Raw genomic sequence first — 18,395 nt, forward strand, 5'->3', positions numbered from 1 at the left:
AGAAAATGCCTGATGCCTCGTTGCGCAGCCTTGCCGTACTCTGTGTACTGTCTGCGGCTACGCGCCTTGCCTCAGGCCTTTTCTCCTGCCGCACTCGGCCGCACTCCAACAAGACTTGACCGCACGCTTCGTCGACGGCGAATGACAAGGTAAAACGATATGCCCATCCTCGAATCCAAACTCTCGCCGCGCGCCGCGGACTTCCAGGCCAACGCCGACAAGATGCGCGCGCTGGTGGCCGATCTGCGCGACAAGGTGGCCAAGGCCGCGCTGGGCGGCGGCGACAAGGCGCGCGCCAAGCATGCCGCCCGCGGCAAGCTGCTGCCGCGCGAGCGCATCGATCTGCTGCTGGACCCCGGCGCGCCCTTCCTGGAGCTGTCGCAGCTGGCGGCCTTCGGCATGTACGACGACGACGCGCCCGGCGCCGGCCTGATCAGCGGCATCGGCCGCATCGCCGGCGTGGATTGCCTGATCATCGCCAACGACGCCACGGTCAAGGGCGGCACCTATTACCCGATGACGGTGAAGAAGCACTTGCGCGCCCAGGAAATCGCGCGCGACAACCGTCTTCCTTGTGTATATCTAGTCGATTCCGGCGGCGCCTTCCTGCCCTTGCAAGACGAGGTGTTTCCGGACCGCGAGCACTTCGGCCGCATCTTCTACAACCAGGCCAATCTGTCCGCCGCCGGCATCCCGCAGATCGCGGTGGTGATGGGCAGCTGCACCGCCGGCGGCGCCTATGTGCCGGCGATGTCCGACGAAACCGTCATCGTCAAGGAACAAGGCACCATCTTCCTGGGCGGCCCGCCGCTGGTGAAGGCGGCCACCGGCGAGGTGGTGACCGCGGAGGAGCTGGGCGGCGGCGACGTACACGCCCGCGTGTCCGGCGTGGCCGACCACCTGGCGCAAAACGACGCCCACGCGCTGTCCATCGCCCGCCGCATCGTGTCCAGCCTCAACTGGCGCAAACAGGGCGAGCTGGACCGCGCCGAGCCGCGCCCGCCGCGCTACGCCGCCGAGGAAATCTACGGCGTGATTCCGGCGGACCCGAAAAAACCCTTCGACGTGCGCGAGATCATCGCCCGGCTGGTGGACGATTCCGAGTTCGACGAATTCAAGCAAAACTACGGCGCCACCCTGGTTACCGGCTTTGCCCGCCTCAACGGCTACCGCGTCGGCGTCATCGCCAACAACGGCATCCTGTTTTCCGAGTCCGCGCTCAAGGGCGCGCACTTTGTCGAACTGTGCTGCCAGCGCGGCATTCCGCTGCTGTTCTTGCAGAACATCACCGGCTTCATGGTGGGCAAGAAGTACGAGAACGGCGGCATCGCCAAGGACGGCGCCAAGCTGGTCACCGCGGTGGCTTGCGCCCGCGTGCCCAAGTTCACCGTGCTGATAGGCGGCAGCTTCGGCGCCGGCAACTACGGCATGTGCGGCCGCGCCTATTCGCCGCGCTTCCTGTGGATGTGGCCGAATAGCCGCATCTCGGTGATGGGCGGCGAACAGGCGGCCGGCGTGCTGGCCCAGGTGAAGAAGGAACAGCTGGGCGACGCCTTCGGCGCCGAGCAGGAAGAGGCGCTGAAAGCGCCGGTGCGCGAGCAGTACGAACGCCAGGGCCACCCCTATTACGCCAGCGCGCGGCTGTGGGACGACGGGGTGATAGACCCGGCGCAAACCCGCGAGGTGCTGAGCCTGGCGCTGGAGGCGGCCCTGTCCGCCCCGGTGGAAAGCACGCGCTTCGGCGTGTTCCGGATGTGACGGATAAAGGCGAAACCGATGAGCTACACCACGCTTGAAATCGAACACAGCGGCAAGACCGCGACGATCTGGATGAACCGGCCGGACATTCACAACGCGATGAACGAAACCCTGATCGCCGAGCTGACCGCCGCCTTCACCCATCTGCAGCTGCAGGCGGACTGCCGCGTCATCGTGCTGGCCGGCCGCGGCAAGAGCTTTTCCGCCGGCGCGGACCTGGACTGGATGCGCCGCGCCGCCGGCTACAGCGAGGAGCAGAACCTGGCCGACGCGCAACGGCTGGCGGCCATGCTCAAGAGCGTCTACCGCAGCAAGAAGCCGGTGATCGCCCGCATCCACGGCGCGGCGCTGGCCGGCGGCACCGGCCTGGCCGCGGTCTGCGACGTGGCCATCGCCACCGAGGCCGCCAAGTTCGGCCTGACCGAGGTGAGGCTGGGCCTGGTGCCGGCCACCATCGGCCCCTATGTCGCCGACGCGATAGGCTGGCGTCAGGCGCGGCGCTATTTCCTGTCCGCCGAGCGCATCGACGCCGCCACCGCGCTGCGCATCGGCCTGGTGCACGAGGTGGTGCCGGCCGAGGCGCTGGACGCGCGCGTGGCCGAGATCGCCGAGGCATTGGCTCAGGGCGCGCCGCAGGCGCTGTCCTCGGCCAAGGATTTGCTGGCCATGCTGCGCGAAGGCTCGCCCTGGGACGATCAATTGCTGGAGGACACCGCCGGCCAAATCGCCAGCGTGCGCGCCGGCGCCGAGGCGCGCGAAGGCCTGGCCGCCTTCTTCGAAAAACGGCCGCCCAACTGGTCATGACGCGAACAAGAAACAAGGGACGGACCATGTTCAATAAAATACTGATCGCCAACCGCGGTGAAATCGCCTGCCGCGTGATCAAGACCGCGCGCGCGCTCGGCATCGCCACCGTCGCCGTTCATTCCGACGCCGACGCCGACGCCCGCTTCGTCAAACTGGCCGACGAGGCCTACCGGCTGGGCCCGGCCCCGGCGGCGGACTCCTATCTGCGCGGCGACTTGATCCTGGACATCGCCCGCCGCAGCGGCGCGCAAGCCATCCACCCCGGCTACGGCTTCCTGTCCGAGAACGAGGACTTCGCCGCCGCCTGCGAGGCCGCCGGCATCGCTTTCATCGGCCCTCCCGCCTCCGCCATCGCCGCGATGGGCAGCAAATCCGCGGCCAAGGCGCTGATGGAGCGGGCCCAGGTGCCGCTGGTGCCGGGCTATCACGGCGAGCGCCAGGAGTCGGATTTCCTGCGCGGCCAGGCCGACGCCATCGGCTACCCGGTGCTGATCAAGGCCAGCGCCGGCGGCGGCGGCAAGGGCATGCGCATCGTGGAAGCCTCCGCGGACTTCGAGGCGGCGCTGGCCTCCTGCCAGCGCGAGGCGCGCGCCAGCTTCGGCAACGACAAGGTGCTGGTGGAGAAATACCTGCCGCGCTCGCGTCATGTGGAAATCCAGGTGTTCGCCGACAGCCACGGCCAATGCGTGTATCTGTTCGAGCGCGATTGCTCGGTGCAGCGCCGCCACCAGAAAGTGCTGGAGGAAGCACCGGCGCCGGACTTGCCGCCGGCCACCCGCGAAGCGATGGGCGCGGCCGCCTGCGCCGCCGCCCGCGCGGTGGGCTATGTCGGCGCCGGCACCGTGGAATTCATCATGGAAGTGCTGGCCGACGGCAGCCCCGGCCGCTTCTTCTTCATGGAAATGAACACCCGGCTGCAAGTGGAGCACCCGGTCACCGAGATGATCACCGGCCAGGACCTGGTGGCCTGGCAACTGGCCGTCGCCAGCGGTCAGCCGCTGCCCTTGACCCAGGACCAGCTCAGCATCAGCGGCCACGCCATCGAGGCGCGCATCTACGCCGAAGACCCGGACAAAGGCTTCCTGCCCGCCACCGGCACCCTCTTCCATCTGCGCGCGCCGACGGAATCCGCCGTCGTACGCATCGACACCGGCGTGGCCGCCGGCGACGGCATCTCGCCGTTCTACGACCCGATGATCGCCAAGCTCATTGTCTGGGGCGAGGACCGCCGCCAGGCGCTGCAACGGCTGGACGCGGCGCTGGCCGACTACCAGGTGGCCGGCGTCACCACCAATATTCCCTTCCTGCGCCGCATCGTGCAGCACGCCAGTTTCGCCGGCGGCCAAGTGGACACCGGCCTGATCGCCCGTCACCACGACGCGCTGCTGCCGCCGCCGGCCGCGCCCGAAGCCGAACAACTGGCGCTGCTGGCGCTGGCCGAAGCGCTGGCCGCGCCCGGCGCCTACCCGGCCAGCGCCGGCTGGCGGCTCAACGGCGCGCTCAGCCGCAGCCTCGTGTTCCACATCGCCGGCCACGATTACCCGGTGACGCTGCGCCATCTGGGCGACGGCTTCGAGATCGCCGCCGCCGGCCGCCAATTCTCCGCCGCCGGCAGCCTGGACGGCGCAAGCTTGCGCGCGCGGCTGGACGACAAACAACTGGAAGCCGTGGTCGCCCGCAGCGGCCAGCAACGAGTGCTGTTCGCCGCCGGCCAACGGCTGGAAGCGCAGTGGCTGGACCCGCTGGCGGTGGCCGCCGAGGACGTGCACGGCGAAACCCATTTGAAAGCGCCGATGCCGGGCCGCATCGTCGCCCTGTTGGCCGCCACCGGCGTCAAGCTCAACAAGGGCGAGCCGCTGCTGATCCTGGAGGCGATGAAGATGGAGCACACCATCCCCGCGCCGGCGGACGGCGTGGTCAAGGCTTTCTATTTCGGCACCGGCGAGCAGGTCAACGACGGCGACGAGCTGGTCGACTTCGAAGCGGAGTGACACCCATGGACCCCATCATCATCAATCACCCCGGCCTGAACCTGGCCGGCTACAGCATCGCCACCCGGATGGAGAACGGCGACAATCTACGCCAGATTCCCGAATTCTGGGGCGAATACGCGGCCACGCTGCGCCAGCCGCTGCTGGCGGCGCTGGGCCGCGCCGACGCCGCCGAGTACGGGCTGATCCACGACTTCGACCCGGACACCGGCCGCTTCGGCTATATGATAGGGATGGAATACCCGCAGCCCTTGCCGCTGCCGCCCGGCTGCGCGCAGCGGCGCACGCCGCCGGCCAAGTGCGCGGTGTTCACCACCGAGCCGGCCGGCAGCGACGCCGAGTTCGGCCTGGCGATCCAGGCCGCCTGGCGCTACATCATGCAGGACTGGCTGCCGGCGTCCAAGCAATGGGAGCAGGCGCCGCTGGGCACCTTCGAGCGCTACGACGGCCGTTGCGCGCCGGACCAGCCGCAACGCCAGATGGACATCTACATCCCGGTGCAGCCGCGCCGCCGCTAACGGAGAGCCGAAGTGCCGCATGTGAAGATTGTGGAAGTGGGCCCGCGCGACGGGCTGCAAAACGAAAAACAAGCGCTGTCCACCGCCGTCAAGCTGGAGCTGATCCGCCGCCTGACGGCCAGCGGCCTGCGCAGCATAGAAGCCGGTGCCTTCGTCTCGCCCAAATGGGTGCCGCAGATGGCCGGCAGCGCCGAGGTGCTGGCCGGGCTGGATCTGACCGGGCCGGTCGCCTACCCGGTGCTGGTGCCCAATGAGCAGGGGCTGGACGCGGCGCTGGCGGCCGGCGCGCGCGAAATCGCCGTGTTCGGCGCCGCCAGCGAAAGCTTCAGCCGGCGCAACATCAACGCCAGCATCGCCGAAAGCCTGCAACGCTTCGCGCCGGTGGCGGCGCGCGCGCAGGCGGCCGGCGTGCCGGTGCGCGGCTATGTGTCCTGCGTGGTGGGCTGTCCCTACGAGGGCCGCATCGCGCCGGCCAAGGTGGCGGAAGTGGCCGCGCGGCTGCTGGACCTGGGCTGCTACGAAATCTCGCTGGGCGACACCATAGGCGTGGGCACGCCGGCCAGCGTGCTGGCGATGCTGGAGGCGGTGAGCAAGACTGTGCCAATGACGCAGCTTGCCGGCCACTTCCACGACACTTACGGCATGGCCATCAGCAATATTCATGCGTGTTTGCGCGCCGGAATGATGACATTCGATTCTTCTGTTGCCGGCCTGGGCGGCTGCCCTTATGCTCAGGGAGCTTCCGGCAACGTCGCCACCGAGGACGTCGTCTACCTGCTGCACGGCGAAGGCCATAGCACCGGCGTCGACCTGGCCGCGCTGGTGGACACCGCCTGGTTCATCGCCGACGCGCTGGGCAAGCCGCCGGCCTCCAAGCTGGCGCACGCCATCGGCGATCAACGCCACGCCAAGCCGGAACGATAACAAGCCGCCGCCCGCCCATGGGCCGGCGCGCGGAGAAAAAAAGGAGGCCTCGAAAACCGTCGCGAGCGGTTCGAGAGCAAGGCGCATCGAGTGCAGCGACCGAGATAGTACAAATAGTACAGCGAGGGAGCGAACCCGAAGCAACGCCGCTATCGGACCGCGCAGCAGGTTTTCGAAGTCCCAGAGCCTGTTCAAAGTCTCGCGAGCAAGGGCGAGACAAGGCGAAAACCGCTGAGAAAGCGGAATGTACATACGGTACATGAGCATTTCGAAACGGTTTTCAACGCTGTATCGCCGAAGCGCAGCAGACTTTGAATAGGTTCTCAGACACAGGAGAAAGCATGACCCCCGACACGCCCATCTGGACCCCCTCCGCCGGCCGCCTGGCCGGCGCCCACCTGACCGCCTTCACCAAGCTGGCCGAACTGGCCTACGACCGCAAGCTGAACGGCTACGCCGAGCTGTGGCGCGCCAGCGTGGCCGATCCGGCCCGCTTCTGGTCATTGGTCTGGGACTACTGCGGCGTGATCGGCGACAAGGGCGCGACGGCGCTGAGCGACGGCGACAATATGCTGGCCGCCCGCTTCTTCCCGGAAGCGCGGCTGAGCTACGCCGAGAACCTGCTGCGCCGCGACGACGACGGCGACGCGCTGGTGTTCTGGGGCGAGGACCAGTTGCAGCGGCGCTGGAGCTGGCGCGAGCTGCGCGCCCAGGTGTCGCTGCTGCAACAGGCGATGCGCGGCGCCGGCATCCAGTCCGGCGACCGCGTGGCCGGCTTCATGCCCAATATGCCGGAAACCATCGCCGCGATGCTGGCCGCCAACAGCCTGGGCGCGGTGTGGACCAGCTGTTCGCCGGATTTCGGCGCGGACGGCGCGGTGGAGCGCTTCGGCCAGACCGAACCCAAGCTGCTGTTCTGCCCGGACGGCTACTGGTACGCCGGCAAGGCGGTGGACATCCGCGCCAAGATGGCGGCGCTGGCGGAGGCGCTGCCCTCGGTGCGGCAAATCATCGTGGTGCCTTATCTGGGCGAAACCGGGGTGTTCGCGGAAAACGTGCCCAAGGCCATCACCCTTGCGGACTTCACCGCCGCCTACCAGCCGCAAGCGCTGAGCTTCGAACGGCTGCCGTTCCGGCACCCGCTGTTCATCCTCTATTCCAGCGGCACCACCGGCAAGCCCAAGTGCATCGTCCACGGCGCCGGCGGCACCCTGCTCCAGCACCTGAAGGAACAGCAGCTGCACGGCGACGTGCACCACGGCGACCGCCTGTTCTACTTCACCACCTGCGGCTGGATGATGTGGAACTGGCTGGCGTCCGGCCTGGCTTCCGGCGCGGCGCTGATGCTGTTCGACGGCTCGCCCTTCGTCGGCGAAGGCCGCACGCTGTGGGACTACGCCGAGCGGCAACGCTTCACCCATTTCGGCACTTCGGCCAAATACATAGACGGCCTGCGCAAGAGCGGCATCGTCCCGGCGCGGGAATGGAAGCTGGATTCGCTGCGCGCGGTGTTCTCCACCGGCTCGCCGCTGGTGGCGGAAAGCTTCGACTGGGTTTACGCCAACATCAAGGCCGACATCAATCTGGCCTCGGTGTCCGGCGGCACCGACATCGTGTCCTGCTTCGCGCTGGGTTGCGCCAGCCTGCCGGTCTACCGCGGCGAGCTGCAATGCCGCGGCCTGGGCATGGCGGTGGACATCTACAACGAATACGGCCGACCGGTGCGCGGCGAGAAGGGCGAGCTGGTGTGCACCCGCCCCTTCCCGTCGATGCCGGTGGGCTTCTGGAACGACGCCGACGGCGGCAAGTACCGCCAGGCTTATTTCGGCCGTTTCGACAATATCTGGTGCCACGGCGACTACGCCGAACTCACCGCCCACGACGGCATGATCATCTACGGCCGCTCCGACGCGGTGCTCAACCCCGGCGGCGTGCGCATCGGCACCGCCGAGATTTACCGCCAGGTGGAGGCTTTCGACGAGGTGCTGGAGAGCATCGCCGTCGGCCAGCAGTGGCAGGACGACGAGCGCGTGTTGCTGTTCGTGCGCCTGCGCGCCGGCGCGCGGCTGGACGAAGACCTGCAGCAGCGGATCAAGGCGCAGATCAAGACCGGCGCCAGCCCGCGCCACGTGCCGGCCAAGATCATCGCCGTCGCCGACATCCCCAAGACCATCAGCGGCAAGATCGTCGAGCTGGCGGTGAAGAACGTGATCCACGGCCTGCCGGTCAGCAATCTCACCGCGCTGGCCAACCCGGAAGCGCTGAAGCTGTTCGAGAACCTGGACGAGCTGCAAAGCTGAGTCGGCGCGCGGCCAAGAAAAAACCCCGGCAAGCCGGGGTTTTTTCGCAACTCATGGCGAGTGAATGCGCCGCAACAGCGCAAACTTCATATTGTCCTCGCGCGGGCGCGAGCCGTACCACAGCACTTCCCAGCCCGGCTCGGCGATGCCCTCGTCTTCGGAGCGCACCACCAGCAAATAGTCGCAAGGCGAGGCGTTGCCCGCCGGATAGGACACCAGATCCAGGCCGGCGTAGTAGCGCCAGCTGATCAGCGCCAGCTGGTTGCGGCTCTCGGTCGCCACGCAGGCGGCGTTGGCCGGCAGCGCCTTCATCATCCGCTCCACCACCGGCCGGTAACTCTTGGCGGCGTCGAACCACGGCAGCCACAAGGTCATGCCCAGACCCCACAGCAGAGTCAGGCCCGCCGCCCAGTTGCTGATGGCCTGGCGGCCGCGCAAATGCTTGCGCGTCAGCGCCCACAGCCACACCAGGGTGGCGATCACCGCGCACACCGCGGCCAGGCTGGACACATGCACCTGGTAATAGGGGCTGAAGTATTGGGCGCGTCCGGCCAGGCCCTGCGGCCAGCCGAAGTTCATCGCCGCCCAGCCCGCCCACACCAAGAGCGCGAAGAAGCCGAAGGTCATCAGGCCGAACCAGTTGAGGAAGGCCGCCGCGCCGCGCTTGAGGTTGTCCAGCTCCACCGCCGCCAGCAGAGACAGCGGCAGCAGCAAGGGAATCGCGTAAGTCATATTGGGCCGGCTGGACAAGGTCAGCAGGATCAGCACCACGGCGAAGAACATCAGCGGCAGTTGCAAGCGCGCCTGGTCCAGCCGTTCCCGGTTGCGGTACAGGGTCCAGCCCGCCAGCGGCCAGGCAGGGAAGGCGAACCACAAGGCGTTCAGGCTGTAATAGCCGAAGTCGTGGAACAGTTGCACCCGGCCGAAGCCGTTGAGCTGGCCCAGCGAGTAGTCGTTCCACCACAGGCTGAACGCGTCCGGATGGCTCTTGGCCAGCGCCAGCGGCCACACCATGGAAGTGGGCGCGGCGATCAGCAAGGCCAGCAGCACGGTGATCGCGTACTGCTTGCTGCGCCAGGCGGAGAAGGCCGGCAGCAGCAAGACCACCATCCACAGCAACAGCAGCTCCATCAGGCTGGCGCTGAGGAAGATCGCCGCGCTGGCCGCGCCCAGCAAGGCGCCGGCGAGGCCGGGCGAGCGCAGGGTCAGGGACAAGGCGTAGAAGGCGGCGGCGAAACCGGCGAAGCCGGCCACCACCGAGGTCAGCTGGTGGCCGGTTTCCACCAGGCCGACGCAGCCTATCAGCACCATCACCACGCTGCGGCCGTGACGACGGCCGATCAGGTCGCGGCCGGTCATGCCGGCCAGCAGCAAGGCCAGCGCCATGAACAGCGGCGTGGCCAGCCGCGCGGCGTCGTGCGCCGGCAGCAGCCAGGGAGACAGCAGCTTGACCATGAAGGCCGCCACCCAGTAGTACAAGGGCGGGCTATCCAGGTAGGGCGCGCCCTGCACCGTGGGCAGCAGCCAGTTGCCGGTGTCCAGCATGCCCTGCACCGCCGCCAGCACAAAAGGCTCGTCCGGTTTCCACGGGTCGTGGCCCAGGATGCCGGGCCACAACCAGACGAAGCACAGCAGCAGCAGGATCCACGGCTTTTCCGTGGGCTTGGCCAGGGTTTGGGATTGTTCCGAATAAGTAAGCATGACTCTCGTTCAAACGCTTTCAGTCAGCCGACGGCAAAGCGCCGCGCAGCCGAGCGATCAGAATGCGCCAATCCACCTTGCGCTTGGAAATGGAATTGCGCAGCTTGTTGCGGCGGCGCTGACGCTTGTGTTCGGGGTCGGCCTGTATCGCTTTCAGGCGCGCCTCGTCCCAGGCGAATTCGCCACAGTACGCCGCCTGCCGCGCCACGTCCCAATCCGCCTCCATGCCGGCGAACACCTCCGCCAGGTAGAGCGGCGCCTCGTAACTGTAGTTCCAGTAATGGTGCAGCGCATCCCCCAGCGCCAGCGGCTGGCGGCCGTCGCAGGCCACCAGCGACCAGGCCAACTGCTCGGTCCAGTTGCGCGCCTCCACGCGCGGCAGCAGGAAGTCGTTGACGCGCAAGGCGGTTTCGAAGAAGGGCACCATGTCGGCGGAAGCGCCGACCACGCCGGCGTTCCACATCGCCAGGCCCTGAACGTCGGCCACTCCCATTTTGCGCAGCTCGGCGCCGTGCTTGTCCACCGCGGCCAGGTAGTCCGGGAAGAAGCCGGGGCCGAACACGCCTTCGTTGACGTGCATGCAGCTGGCGTTTCCCGCCTCCAGCCGAGCGAACAGCTCGTCCGGCACGCGCAGCCAGCGGGTGTCGCAATCCACGTACAACACGGCGGTGCCCAGTTCGCGCGCCGCCTTGAGCATCACTTCCAGCTTGATGCGGTGCACGTAGTCGAACTGGCCGCGATAAGCTTGCAATTGCGCCCGGCTCAAGGCCTCGGTGCGGACCAGCGGATGCGCGGGCACGCTGTCCGGCGCGTCGGTGTACACCATGATCTTCACGTCCTGCCGCTGCTTCTTCAGCAGCAGATGCAACAGGCTCAACACGGAAAAGCGGGTCTGGTCGTAGTATTTCTTGCCGCCGTGGGACAGGTAAACGATGTGGATCGCCATGGCCTCAACCTTGCAGATGTGGATGCGCGCGCCGCCGGCCGGGATCTGCCAGGCCCTGCCGCCGCCGGCGCGCCGGAATCATAGAAAAAAGGCAGCCTGAGCTGCCTTTTTCTGGGTGTCCAACGTGTTCTCGGCGCTTAGCGCTTGAAGAAGCCGCCGAACTTTTGGTTGAACTTGTCAACGCGACCGGCGGTGTCGACGATCTTTTGCTTGCCGGTGTAGAACGGGTGGCAGTTGGAGCAAACTTCAATGCCGAACGCGTCCTTGGACATGGTGGACTTGGTCACGAACTGGCTACCGCAGGAGCAGGTAACGGTCAGGTCTTTGTAAGTCGGGTGAATATCGGTTTTCATCTGTCTTCCTTTCAAATCGGGTACAGGGGATTTGCCTGTACTGCTTGCGAAACTATCGATTATCCGCGCTTTGCCGCCGCTTGACAAGTCCAAAATCCACTGTCAACGGCGGCGGCAACGACTCAGGCGCGACGCCAGATGGTGCCCTGGGCGCCGTCCTCCAGCACGATGCCCTTGGCGGTCAGTTCGTCGCGAATGCGGTCGGACTCCGCCCAGTTCTTGCTGGCTCGCGCGTCCTTGCGCGCCTGGATCAGCGCTTCCACGGCTTCGGCCGACAGCTCGTCGTCGCCGACGCCGCCCTTGAGAAACTCCTCCGGGTCGCGCTGCAGCAGGCCCAGCACGCCGCCCAAGTCCTTCAGCAGCCGCGCCTGTCGCGGGTCGCGGCTCTTGTTGACTTCGCCGGCCAGTTCGAACAGCACCGCCACCGCTTCCGAAGAATTGAAGTCGTCGTTCATCGCCGCCTGGAAGCGCGCGGCGAACGGGTCCTTCCAGTCTATGCCGGCGGCGGCCGGCAGCTCCAGGCCGCGCAAGGCGGTGTAGAGCCGGGTCAGGCCGTGCTTGGCGTCGACGAGGATGCTGTCGGTGTAGTTCACCGGGCTGCGGTAATGGCTGCGCACGATGAAGAAGCGGATCACCTCGCCGTCGAAATGGCCCAGCACGTCGCGGATGGTGAAGAAGTTGCCCAGCGATTTGGACATTTTCTCACCGTCGACGTTGATGAAGCCGTTGTGCAGCCAGTAGTTGACGTACTGGTGGCCGTGCGCGCCCTCGGACTGGGCGATTTCGTTCTCATGGTGCGGGAACTGCAGATCCTCGCCGCCGCCGTGGATGTCGAAATGCTCGCCCAGGTGATGACAGCTCATCACCGAGCACTCGATATGCCAGCCCGGACGCCCCGGACCCCACGGGCTGTCCCAGGACGGCTCGCCCGGCTTGGCGGCCTTCCACAGCACGAAGTCCAGCGGATCGCGCTTGTGCGGGTCCACTTCCACCCGCTCGCCGGCGCGCAGCTTGTCCAGAGTGCGGCCGGACAATTTGCCGTAGCCCTCGAACTCGCGCACCGCGTAATACACATCGCCGTTGTCGGCCACGTAGGCCTTGCCGTTGGCGATCAGTTTTTCGATCAGGGCCACCATGCCCGGCACGTGCTGGGTGGCGCGCGGCTCGAACGTCGGCGACAACAGGCCCAACGCCGCGGCGTCCTGGCGCATGTCGGCGATGGTCTCTTCCACCAATTGCTGCGGCAGAATGCCGCGCTCGGCGGCGCGCTTGATGATCTTGTCCTCGATATCGGTGATGTTGCGCACATAGGTGGCGTCGTAGCCGGAGGCGACGAACCAGCGGTAGATCAGGTCGAAGGCCGTCAGCATGCGCGCGTGGCCGATATGACAGAGGTCGTAGACCGTCATGCCGCACACGTACATACACACCTTGCCGGGCTCGATGGGTTTGAACTCTTCTTTCTGGCGGGTCAGGGTGTTATACACGGTCAACATGATGGAAACCTATTAGAGGTTGGGTCAAAAAAGAACAATTGTAACAGAGCCGTCAAGTCCTCCGCATCGCGATTGTGTCGCGACTGGCGGCCGGCGGTGCGCTTGGCCGTCAGATGGCGGATAATGGGCTTTTTTCCCCTAGCCCTGGTCCGCCATGAGCCATACCCCGCTTTCCGACGCCGACTACCAACGCCTGGCCGCCACCCTGAACCGCTTCCTGCCGCAGCAAGGCATGAACCTGGAGCGCCTGGACGGCTTTTTCGCCGCCCTGCTCAGCGGCCCGGAACAGATCAAGCCTACCGAATGCCTGCCCGTCATCATCGGCGACGCCTTCGACGACGATTCCGCCTTCCCCAGCGACAAGGCGCTGGAACAGTTCGCCAAACTGTTGATGGGACATTGGCTGGACATCTCCGCCGCGCTGCGCGAAGACGGCGCCTTCCAGCCCTGGCTGGAGCCGGACGCCGCCGGCGAGCTGCGCGGCAACGACTGGGCCGAGGGCTTCTCCGAAGGCATGCAGTTGCTGAACGAGGACTGGGGCCTGTTGTTCGACGACCCGGAGCAGGCGCCGCTGCTGGAGCCCATCCTGACCCTGGCTTTCGAACGCAATCCGGACCCGGAGGTCCAGCTTGCCGCGCTGACGCCGGCGCAACGCCAACAGTGCCTGGCCGAGCTGTCCGAATCCGTGCACGGCATTCACCGCTTCTTCGCCGCCATCCGCCGCCGGCTGGAAGAGGAGGAACAGGAGCTGGAGCGCCGGCAGCGGAGCTGAGCCGGTCAACCGGGCCGTGGCGGCGGCGTTGATAAGCAGGCCGGCGCAAGCCGTCCTCCCACCGCCACAGGACCCGTCATGAATCCCATCGAAGCCCTGCTGTTCGCCGTCATCCAAGGCGTCAGCGAACTCTTTCCCGTCAGCAGCCTGGGGCACGGCGTGCTGATCCCGGACTGGCTGCACTGGTCCATCAATCGCACGAACCCGGACTTCCTGCCCTTCATGGTGGTGCTGCACCTGGGCACCGCCGCCGCGCTGCTGCTGTATTTCCGCCGCGACTGGCTGCAATTGATCAGCGGCTTTCTCAAGGCCCGCGGCAAGGCGGACAATCCGGAAGCCCGGCTGCTATGGCTATTGATCGCCGGCACCGTTCCGGCCGGCCTGCTGGGCCTGTTGTTGGAAAAGCAGCTGCGCGCGCTGTTCGGCAGCGCCACCGCGGTGCTGGTCTTCCTCAGTCTGAACGGCCTGCTCCTGCTGTGGGGCGACCGCCTGAAACGGAGGCAAGCCCATCTGGATCTGGAAAGACTGAGCCTGTCGGGCGCGATCAAGATCGGCGCCGGCCAGGCGCTGGCCCTGTTGCCCGGCTTCTCCCGCTCCGGCGCCACCCTGGTGGCCGGCCTCGCCCACGGCCTGGACTACGCCTCTTCCGCGCGCTTTTCCTTTCTGCTGGCCACTCCCATCATCGCCGCCGCCGGCGTGCTGGAAGTGCCCAAGCTGGCGCACAGCCAAGCCTCGGCCGGCTTGCTGCTGGCCTGCGGCCTGCTGTCCGGCGCCTGCGCTTACGCCAGCACCGCTTTTCTGATGCGCTATTTCAAGAAAAGCGAAATCGAATCCTTGCGGCCGTTTGGCTACTACTGCCTGCTGGTGGGCCTGGGCGGCCTGCTCATCAAGCTGACCTGATATTTCAAACAAGTTTTTTCACAACGCATACCAGATCGATAAAACATATTCCAATCATATATTTGAGCAAATTTTGAGCACAGCTTATTGGACTGATCGGTCTAGTGCTTTAGAATCGGAAAAATAATATCCAGGGCCACCCCCAAGTCGGTGGCCCTAACTAATTTTTTGAAGAATGAGTGTTTTGGAAGAAAAAAGAAACGAGCGCCTGCCCGCGGACCTGGCCAGGCGCGCAACCGCTATTATCGAACTGCCTGACGGCGTGCTGGTCACCGCGGCCAAAGGCGGCCGCTACAACCTTCCCGGCGGCAAGGCCGCCCGCGGCGAACTGCGCTCCCAGGCGTTGATCCGCGAAGTGCGGGAAGAAACTGGCCTGCGCATCAACTCCATGCTGTATCTGTTCGATCACATCACCCCGTTCAACGCGCACAAGGTCTATCTGTGCATCGCGCAGGGCCAGCCGCGTCCTCAGGGCGAGATCGAACGCATCGCGCTGGTGTCCTCGCCGGACACCGACATGGACCTGTTCATAGAAGGCCGCGCCATCCTGCGCCGCTACGCGCGGCTGCGCGGCGAGGTCACCGCCAAGGGCGACGCGCTGCGCGCCTTGCTGGGTCTGGCCCGTTACATCGCCAAGGTGGATTGAGCGCGCCGGCCCGTCCACGCGCCCTCCATGCAAAACAGGACATGCCTCGGCATGTCCTGTTCTTTTTTCAGCCCGCGGCTCAGATGCCGGTGGCGGGCGCCGAATTCTCCGCACCGCGCGCGGCGTCGGCCACGCCTGCGGGCAAGTCCACCCAGCCCGCGGCCGACCCCAGCGACAGGGCCCCGGCCAGCAGCACCATGGCCACCGGCGCGAACAGCAGCACGCCCAGCGCCACCCGCAAGCGGTGGATGCCGGACACCACGGCCAGCGCGTTGACCAGCACCAGGATGCCGAAGATGGACAAGGCCGCGTTGACCGCCAGCGCCGCGTCGTCCGGCAACCAGCTGGTCAGCGGCTCGATGAATTGCAGACCGCTGGCCACCGCCACCAGGCCGAACAGCGAACCATGGCCGTCCCACTTGGCAAAACGCAGCCACAAGCCGATGAAGCCGGCGAAACACAAGGTTTCCGCCAGCGTGAACAGCACCATGAACAGCATGCGGCCGGTCAGGTTGTTGCCCAACTCGGCGGTGTCCGCGCTGGCCACCAGGCCCAGCGCGATCAAAAACAACAGGGTCTGCCAGCGCGGATACTGGTACTCGCCCAGGGGTTTGACCCGGAAGCGCAGCAAATCCACCACATCGTCAATCAGCAGGCGCATGTCCGCTCTCAGTCAAAGACTACCGTCTTGTTGTTATAGGACAGCACGCGGTTGTCGATATGCCAGCGCACGGCGCGCGACAGCACCACTTTCTCCAGGTCGCGGCCCTTCTGGATCAGGTCGTCCACTTCGTCGCGGTGAGAAATGCGGGTGACTTCCTGCTCGATGATAGGGCCTTCGTCCAGGTCCTCGGTCACATAGTGGCTGGTGGCGCCGATCAGCTTCACCCCGCGCGCGAAAGCGCGGTGGTAGGGCTTGGCGCCGTCGAAGGCGGGCAGGAAGCTGTGATGGATGTTGATCACCCGGTCCGGATAACGCTCGACGAAGCCCTGCGACAGGATCTGCATGTAGCGCGCCAACACGATGAAGTCCACGCCGGCCTCTTCCAGCAGGCGGAACTGTTCGGCCTCGGCCTCTTCCTTATTGTCCTTGGTGACCTTGATCACGTGGAAGGGGATGCCGTTGAACTCCACCAGCCGGCGGCAGGTTTCGTGATTGGAAATCACCAGCGGAATCTCGCAATCCAGCTCGCCGATGCGCCAGCGGTGCATCAGGTCCACCAGGCAGTGCTCGTACTGCGACACGAAGACGGCCATCCGCGGCTTGCGGGTGGACAGCGACACCTTCCAGTTCATCGCGTGCTCGTCGGCAATCGGCTGAAAAGCGGCGGCGAAATTCTCCATCGGCAGGGTGAAGCCGTTCACATCCCATTGCACCCGCATCAGGAACAGGTTTTCGCTGGTGTCCTGATGCTGGTCCGCGTGCATGATGTTGGCGTTGTAGGTCATCAGGAAGTTGGCGATCGCCGCCACCAGGCCCTTCTTGTCCGGCGCGCTGATCAACAGCGTGGCCGATTGCTTGTCTTGACTCATGATCGGATTTGCTTACTGCGAACTAAAACGGACGATTTTACGATAGCCGGGCCGCCAGCGTCTCGCTTTGTTTGCAAGCGTTTGTCGCCAACGCCGCCGATAAAACAAAAACGCCGCCGCCGCGGCTGCGGCGATGGCGTTTTGGCCGAACGGACGCGCCGTTCAAGCGTGCATATTGGCGGAATCCAGGGTGTTCTGCAGCAAGGTGGCCACCGTCATCGGGCCGACGCCGCCCGGCACCGGGGTGATGAAGCCGGCGCGCTCGGCCGCCGCGGAGAACTCCACGTCGCCGCACAGCTTGCCGCTGTCCAGGCGGTTGATGCCCACGTCGATCACCACCGCGCCCGGCTTGATCCACTCGCCCTTGACGAAGTTGGGGATGCCCACCGCTGCCACCACGATGTCGGCCGCGGCCACTTCGGCGGCCAGGTCGGCGGTGGCGCTGTGGCACACCGTCACCGTGGCGCGCGCCAGCAGCATTTCCAGCGCCTGCGGACGGCCGACGATGTTGGACGCGCCGACGATCACCGCCTTCTTGCCTTTAGGGTCGATGCCGTATTCTTCCAGCAAGGTCATCACGCCGCGCGGGGTGCACGGCCGCAGCAGCGGCATCTTGATCGCCAGCCGGCCCATATTATAGGGATGGAAGCCGTCGACATCCTTTTTAGGGTCGATGCGCTCGATCACCGCCTGAGGATCGATCTGCTTGGGCAGCGGCAGCTGCACCAGGATGCCGTCGACGTCGGCGTCGGCGTTCAAGCGATCGATGATGTCCAGCAATTCCTGTTGGCTGGTGCCGGCCGGCAGGTCGTAGGCCAGCGAACGGATGCCGGCTTTCTCGCAGGAGCGCTTCTTGCTGCCCACGTACACCGCGGACGCCGGGTCCTCGCCCACCAGGATCACCGCCAGCGCCGGGGCGCGCTTGCCCGCGGCCAGGCGCGCCTGCACGCCCTCGCCCACCTGGGCGATCAGTTTTTCCGCTACCGCTTTGCCGTCAATCAGTTGTGCTGCCATGGGCCGGTTCCATAAAAGAGGCTGAAAAAGAAGGCGCATATTCTCGCATTTTTCAGCCGCTTCCGAAATGCCGCTGCGCAACAAAACTTACTTAACATCAAGATAAATAAAGGGAACTGCCGCCCTGCCCGCCATACGCCCAATATTGCGCTCCCGCGCCGCCGCAATTTAATTGCAAACACTAGTTGACAGCCCAAATCGCCATCCGTATAGTTGCGGTCTCTGTCGTCGGGGCGTAGCGCAGCCTGGTAGCGCACCTGATTTGGGATCAGGGGGTCGCGAGTTCGAATCCCGCCGCCCCGACCAGCAGTAAGGCGAAGCCCGACCGAGCGCCCGTAGCTCAACCGGATAGAGCACCGGCCTTCTAAGCCGGGGGTTACAGGTTCGAGTCCTGTCGGGCGCGCCAAAGATTTTGTAGTACAATGCAGTCGTTGTTTCAGTGGTGGATGTAGCTCAGTTGGTAGAGTCCAGGATTGTGATTCCTGTTGTCGTGGGTTCGAGCCCCATCATCCACCCCACCCTATTTCAAGTTGCCGCCTCAGGGCGTCGGCTCACCGCTTTCGGCGGTGGATGTAGCTCAGTTGGTAGAGTCCAGGATTGTGATTCCTGTTGTCGTGGGTTCGAGCCCCATCATCCACCCCAAACCTTCAAAAACCCGGCCAAACGCCGGGTTTTTTCATTTTCGCGACTCATAAGGTCAGTTTTGGGCCTTGTCTGACAGTTCAAGCTCCGTATA

General features: G+C 65.7%; 16 protein-coding genes, 4 tRNA genes and 1 pseudogene. 14 read left to right on the forward strand and 7 right to left on the reverse strand.

What is annotated here, in order from left to right; genetic code table 11:
• The first annotated feature begins 159 nt into the window (after nucleotides 1-159).
• From JW897_RS07735 to JW897_RS07760, 7 genes and pseudogenes are all read left to right on the forward strand, one after another.
• Entirely contained in the window at nucleotides 160-1,758 is a 1,599-nt protein-coding gene (locus JW897_RS07735; protein WP_043593844.1) for a carboxyl transferase domain-containing protein, read from the forward strand.
• Nucleotides 1,759-1,776: 18 nt separating this feature from the next.
• A complete protein-coding gene (locus JW897_RS07740; RefSeq protein WP_205465713.1) occupies nucleotides 1,777-2,562 on the forward strand; it encodes an enoyl-CoA hydratase/isomerase family protein in 786 nt (261 codons plus the stop codon).
• 26 nt (nucleotides 2,563-2,588) lie between these two features.
• Nucleotides 2,589-3,914 (forward strand): annotated as a pseudogene (locus JW897_RS07745) (acetyl-CoA carboxylase biotin carboxylase subunit); the annotation flags it as partial.
• Entirely contained in the window at nucleotides 3,912-4,556 is a 645-nt protein-coding gene (locus JW897_RS24710; protein WP_476727389.1) for an acyl-CoA carboxylase biotin carboxyl carrier protein subunit, read from the forward strand. The pseudogene JW897_RS07745 and the gene JW897_RS24710, both read left to right, overlap by 3 nt.
• 5 nt (nucleotides 4,557-4,561) lie before the next feature.
• Nucleotides 4,562-5,074 carry a GyrI-like domain-containing protein gene (locus JW897_RS07750; RefSeq protein WP_205465715.1) on the forward strand — a complete coding sequence of 171 codons (513 nt, stop codon included), beginning with the start codon at nucleotides 4,562-4,564 and terminating at the stop codon, nucleotides 5,072-5,074.
• A gap of 12 nt (nucleotides 5,075-5,086) precedes the next feature.
• Entirely contained in the window at nucleotides 5,087-5,998 is a 912-nt protein-coding gene (locus JW897_RS07755) for a hydroxymethylglutaryl-CoA lyase (RefSeq protein ID WP_205465716.1), read from the forward strand.
• Nucleotides 5,999-6,339: 341 nt separating this feature from the next.
• Entirely contained in the window at nucleotides 6,340-8,298 is a 1,959-nt protein-coding gene (locus tag JW897_RS07760) for an acetoacetate--CoA ligase (protein ID WP_048414585.1), read from the forward strand.
• A 51-nt stretch (nucleotides 8,299-8,349) separates the two neighbouring features.
• On the opposite strand, the gene JW897_RS07765 is transcribed toward JW897_RS07760, so the two are convergent.
• From JW897_RS07765 to cysS, 4 genes are all read right to left on the reverse strand, one after another.
• Complete coding sequence (locus JW897_RS07765; protein WP_048414586.1) at nucleotides 8,350-9,999, reverse strand: ArnT family glycosyltransferase; 1,650 nt, start codon at nucleotides 9,997-9,999, stop codon at nucleotides 8,350-8,352.
• A 19-nt stretch (nucleotides 10,000-10,018) separates the two neighbouring features.
• Nucleotides 10,019-10,945 (reverse strand): hypothetical protein, encoded by a 927-nt coding sequence (locus JW897_RS07770; protein ID WP_205465717.1) that lies wholly within the window; start codon nucleotides 10,943-10,945, stop codon nucleotides 10,019-10,021.
• Nucleotides 10,946-11,082: 137 nt separating this feature from the next.
• On the reverse strand, nucleotides 11,083-11,298 hold the full coding sequence (rpmE, locus tag JW897_RS07775; protein WP_043593861.1) for a 50S ribosomal protein L31: 216 nt from the start codon (nucleotides 11,296-11,298) through the stop codon (nucleotides 11,083-11,085).
• 122 nt (nucleotides 11,299-11,420) lie between these two features.
• Nucleotides 11,421-12,794: a cysteine--tRNA ligase gene (gene cysS / locus JW897_RS07780; RefSeq protein WP_205465718.1), complete on the reverse strand. Its 1,374-nt coding sequence runs from the start codon at nucleotides 12,792-12,794 to the stop codon at nucleotides 11,421-11,423.
• 154 nt (nucleotides 12,795-12,948) lie between these two features.
• Here cysS and JW897_RS07785 point away from each other — a divergent pair, with 154 nt between their 5' ends.
• The 3 genes from JW897_RS07785 (at nucleotide 12,949) to JW897_RS07795 (ending at nucleotide 15,112) form a co-directional block, all read left to right on the forward strand.
• Entirely contained in the window at nucleotides 12,949-13,566 is a 618-nt protein-coding gene (locus JW897_RS07785) for a UPF0149 family protein (protein ID WP_205465719.1), read from the forward strand.
• A 78-nt stretch (nucleotides 13,567-13,644) separates the two neighbouring features.
• The gene (locus JW897_RS07790; protein ID WP_205465720.1) at nucleotides 13,645-14,466 is read left to right on the forward strand and encodes an undecaprenyl-diphosphate phosphatase; all 822 of its coding nucleotides are present in this window, start codon (nucleotides 13,645-13,647) and stop codon (nucleotides 14,464-14,466) included.
• Nucleotides 14,467-14,641: 175 nt separating this feature from the next.
• Entirely contained in the window at nucleotides 14,642-15,112 is a 471-nt protein-coding gene (locus JW897_RS07795) for an NUDIX hydrolase (RefSeq protein WP_048414591.1), read from the forward strand.
• 79 nt (nucleotides 15,113-15,191) lie between these two features.
• Here JW897_RS07795 and JW897_RS07800 read toward each other — a convergent pair whose 3' ends face one another.
• The 3 genes from JW897_RS07800 to folD all read right to left on the reverse strand — a co-directional run bounded on the left by JW897_RS07800 (nucleotide 15,192) and on the right by folD (nucleotide 17,659).
• Nucleotides 15,192-15,773, reverse strand: a complete 582-nt coding sequence (locus JW897_RS07800; RefSeq protein WP_205465721.1) for a hypothetical protein — start codon at nucleotides 15,771-15,773, stop codon at nucleotides 15,192-15,194.
• 8 nt (nucleotides 15,774-15,781) lie between these two features.
• Nucleotides 15,782-16,645 carry a formyltetrahydrofolate deformylase gene (gene purU / locus JW897_RS07805; protein ID WP_205465722.1) on the reverse strand — a complete coding sequence of 288 codons (864 nt, stop codon included), beginning with the start codon at nucleotides 16,643-16,645 and terminating at the stop codon, nucleotides 15,782-15,784.
• 162 nt (nucleotides 16,646-16,807) lie between these two features.
• Nucleotides 16,808-17,659 carry a bifunctional methylenetetrahydrofolate dehydrogenase/methenyltetrahydrofolate cyclohydrolase FolD gene (gene folD / locus JW897_RS07810; protein WP_205465723.1) on the reverse strand — a complete coding sequence of 284 codons (852 nt, stop codon included), beginning with the start codon at nucleotides 17,657-17,659 and terminating at the stop codon, nucleotides 16,808-16,810.
• A 229-nt stretch (nucleotides 17,660-17,888) separates the two neighbouring features.
• Here folD and JW897_RS07815 point away from each other — a divergent pair.
• From JW897_RS07815 to JW897_RS07830, 4 genes are all read left to right on the forward strand, one after another.
• Nucleotides 17,889-17,965: transfer RNA gene (locus JW897_RS07815), tRNA-Pro, on the forward strand.
• Between the two features lie 23 nt (nucleotides 17,966-17,988).
• A tRNA-Arg gene (locus tag JW897_RS07820) sits at nucleotides 17,989-18,065 on the forward strand.
• Between the two features lie 36 nt (nucleotides 18,066-18,101).
• Nucleotides 18,102-18,177: transfer RNA gene (locus tag JW897_RS07825), tRNA-His, on the forward strand.
• 48 nt (nucleotides 18,178-18,225) lie between these two features.
• Nucleotides 18,226-18,301: transfer RNA gene (locus tag JW897_RS07830), tRNA-His, on the forward strand.
• Nucleotides 18,302-18,395 lie beyond the last annotated feature (94 nt).

Source organism: Chromobacterium alkanivorans, from assembly GCF_016937655.1.
In the GTDB taxonomy this organism is placed as follows: domain Bacteria; phylum Pseudomonadota; class Gammaproteobacteria; order Burkholderiales; family Chromobacteriaceae; genus Chromobacterium; species Chromobacterium alkanivorans.

Coding starts and splice junctions, on each gene's coding strand:
- JW897_RS07735 (WP_043593844.1), top strand. CDS start 160: ATGCCCATCCTCGAATCCAAACTCTCGCCGCGCGCCGCGGACTTCCAG.
- JW897_RS07740 (WP_205465713.1), top strand. CDS start 1,777: ATGAGCTACACCACGCTTGAAATCGAACACAGCGGCAAGACCGCGACG.
- JW897_RS07750 (WP_205465715.1), top strand. CDS start 4,562: ATGGACCCCATCATCATCAATCACCCCGGCCTGAACCTGGCCGGCTAC.
- JW897_RS07760 (WP_048414585.1), top strand. CDS start 6,340: ATGACCCCCGACACGCCCATCTGGACCCCCTCCGCCGGCCGCCTGGCC.
- JW897_RS07765 (WP_048414586.1), bottom strand. CDS start 9,999: ATGCTTACTTATTCGGAACAATCCCAAACCCTGGCCAAGCCCACGGAA.
- JW897_RS07770 (WP_205465717.1), bottom strand. CDS start 10,945: ATGGCGATCCACATCGTTTACCTGTCCCACGGCGGCAAGAAATACTAC.
- rpmE (WP_043593861.1), bottom strand. CDS start 11,298: ATGAAAACCGATATTCACCCGACTTACAAAGACCTGACCGTTACCTGC.
- cysS (WP_205465718.1), bottom strand. CDS start 12,794: ATGTTGACCGTGTATAACACCCTGACCCGCCAGAAAGAAGAGTTCAAA.
- JW897_RS07785 (WP_205465719.1), top strand. CDS start 12,949: ATGAGCCATACCCCGCTTTCCGACGCCGACTACCAACGCCTGGCCGCC.
- JW897_RS07790 (WP_205465720.1), top strand. CDS start 13,645: ATGAATCCCATCGAAGCCCTGCTGTTCGCCGTCATCCAAGGCGTCAGC.
- JW897_RS07795 (WP_048414591.1), top strand. CDS start 14,642: ATGAGTGTTTTGGAAGAAAAAAGAAACGAGCGCCTGCCCGCGGACCTG.
- JW897_RS07800 (WP_205465721.1), bottom strand. CDS start 15,773: ATGCGCCTGCTGATTGACGATGTGGTGGATTTGCTGCGCTTCCGGGTC.
- purU (WP_205465722.1), bottom strand. CDS start 16,645: ATGAGTCAAGACAAGCAATCGGCCACGCTGTTGATCAGCGCGCCGGAC.
- folD (WP_205465723.1), bottom strand. CDS start 17,659: ATGGCAGCACAACTGATTGACGGCAAAGCGGTAGCGGAAAAACTGATC.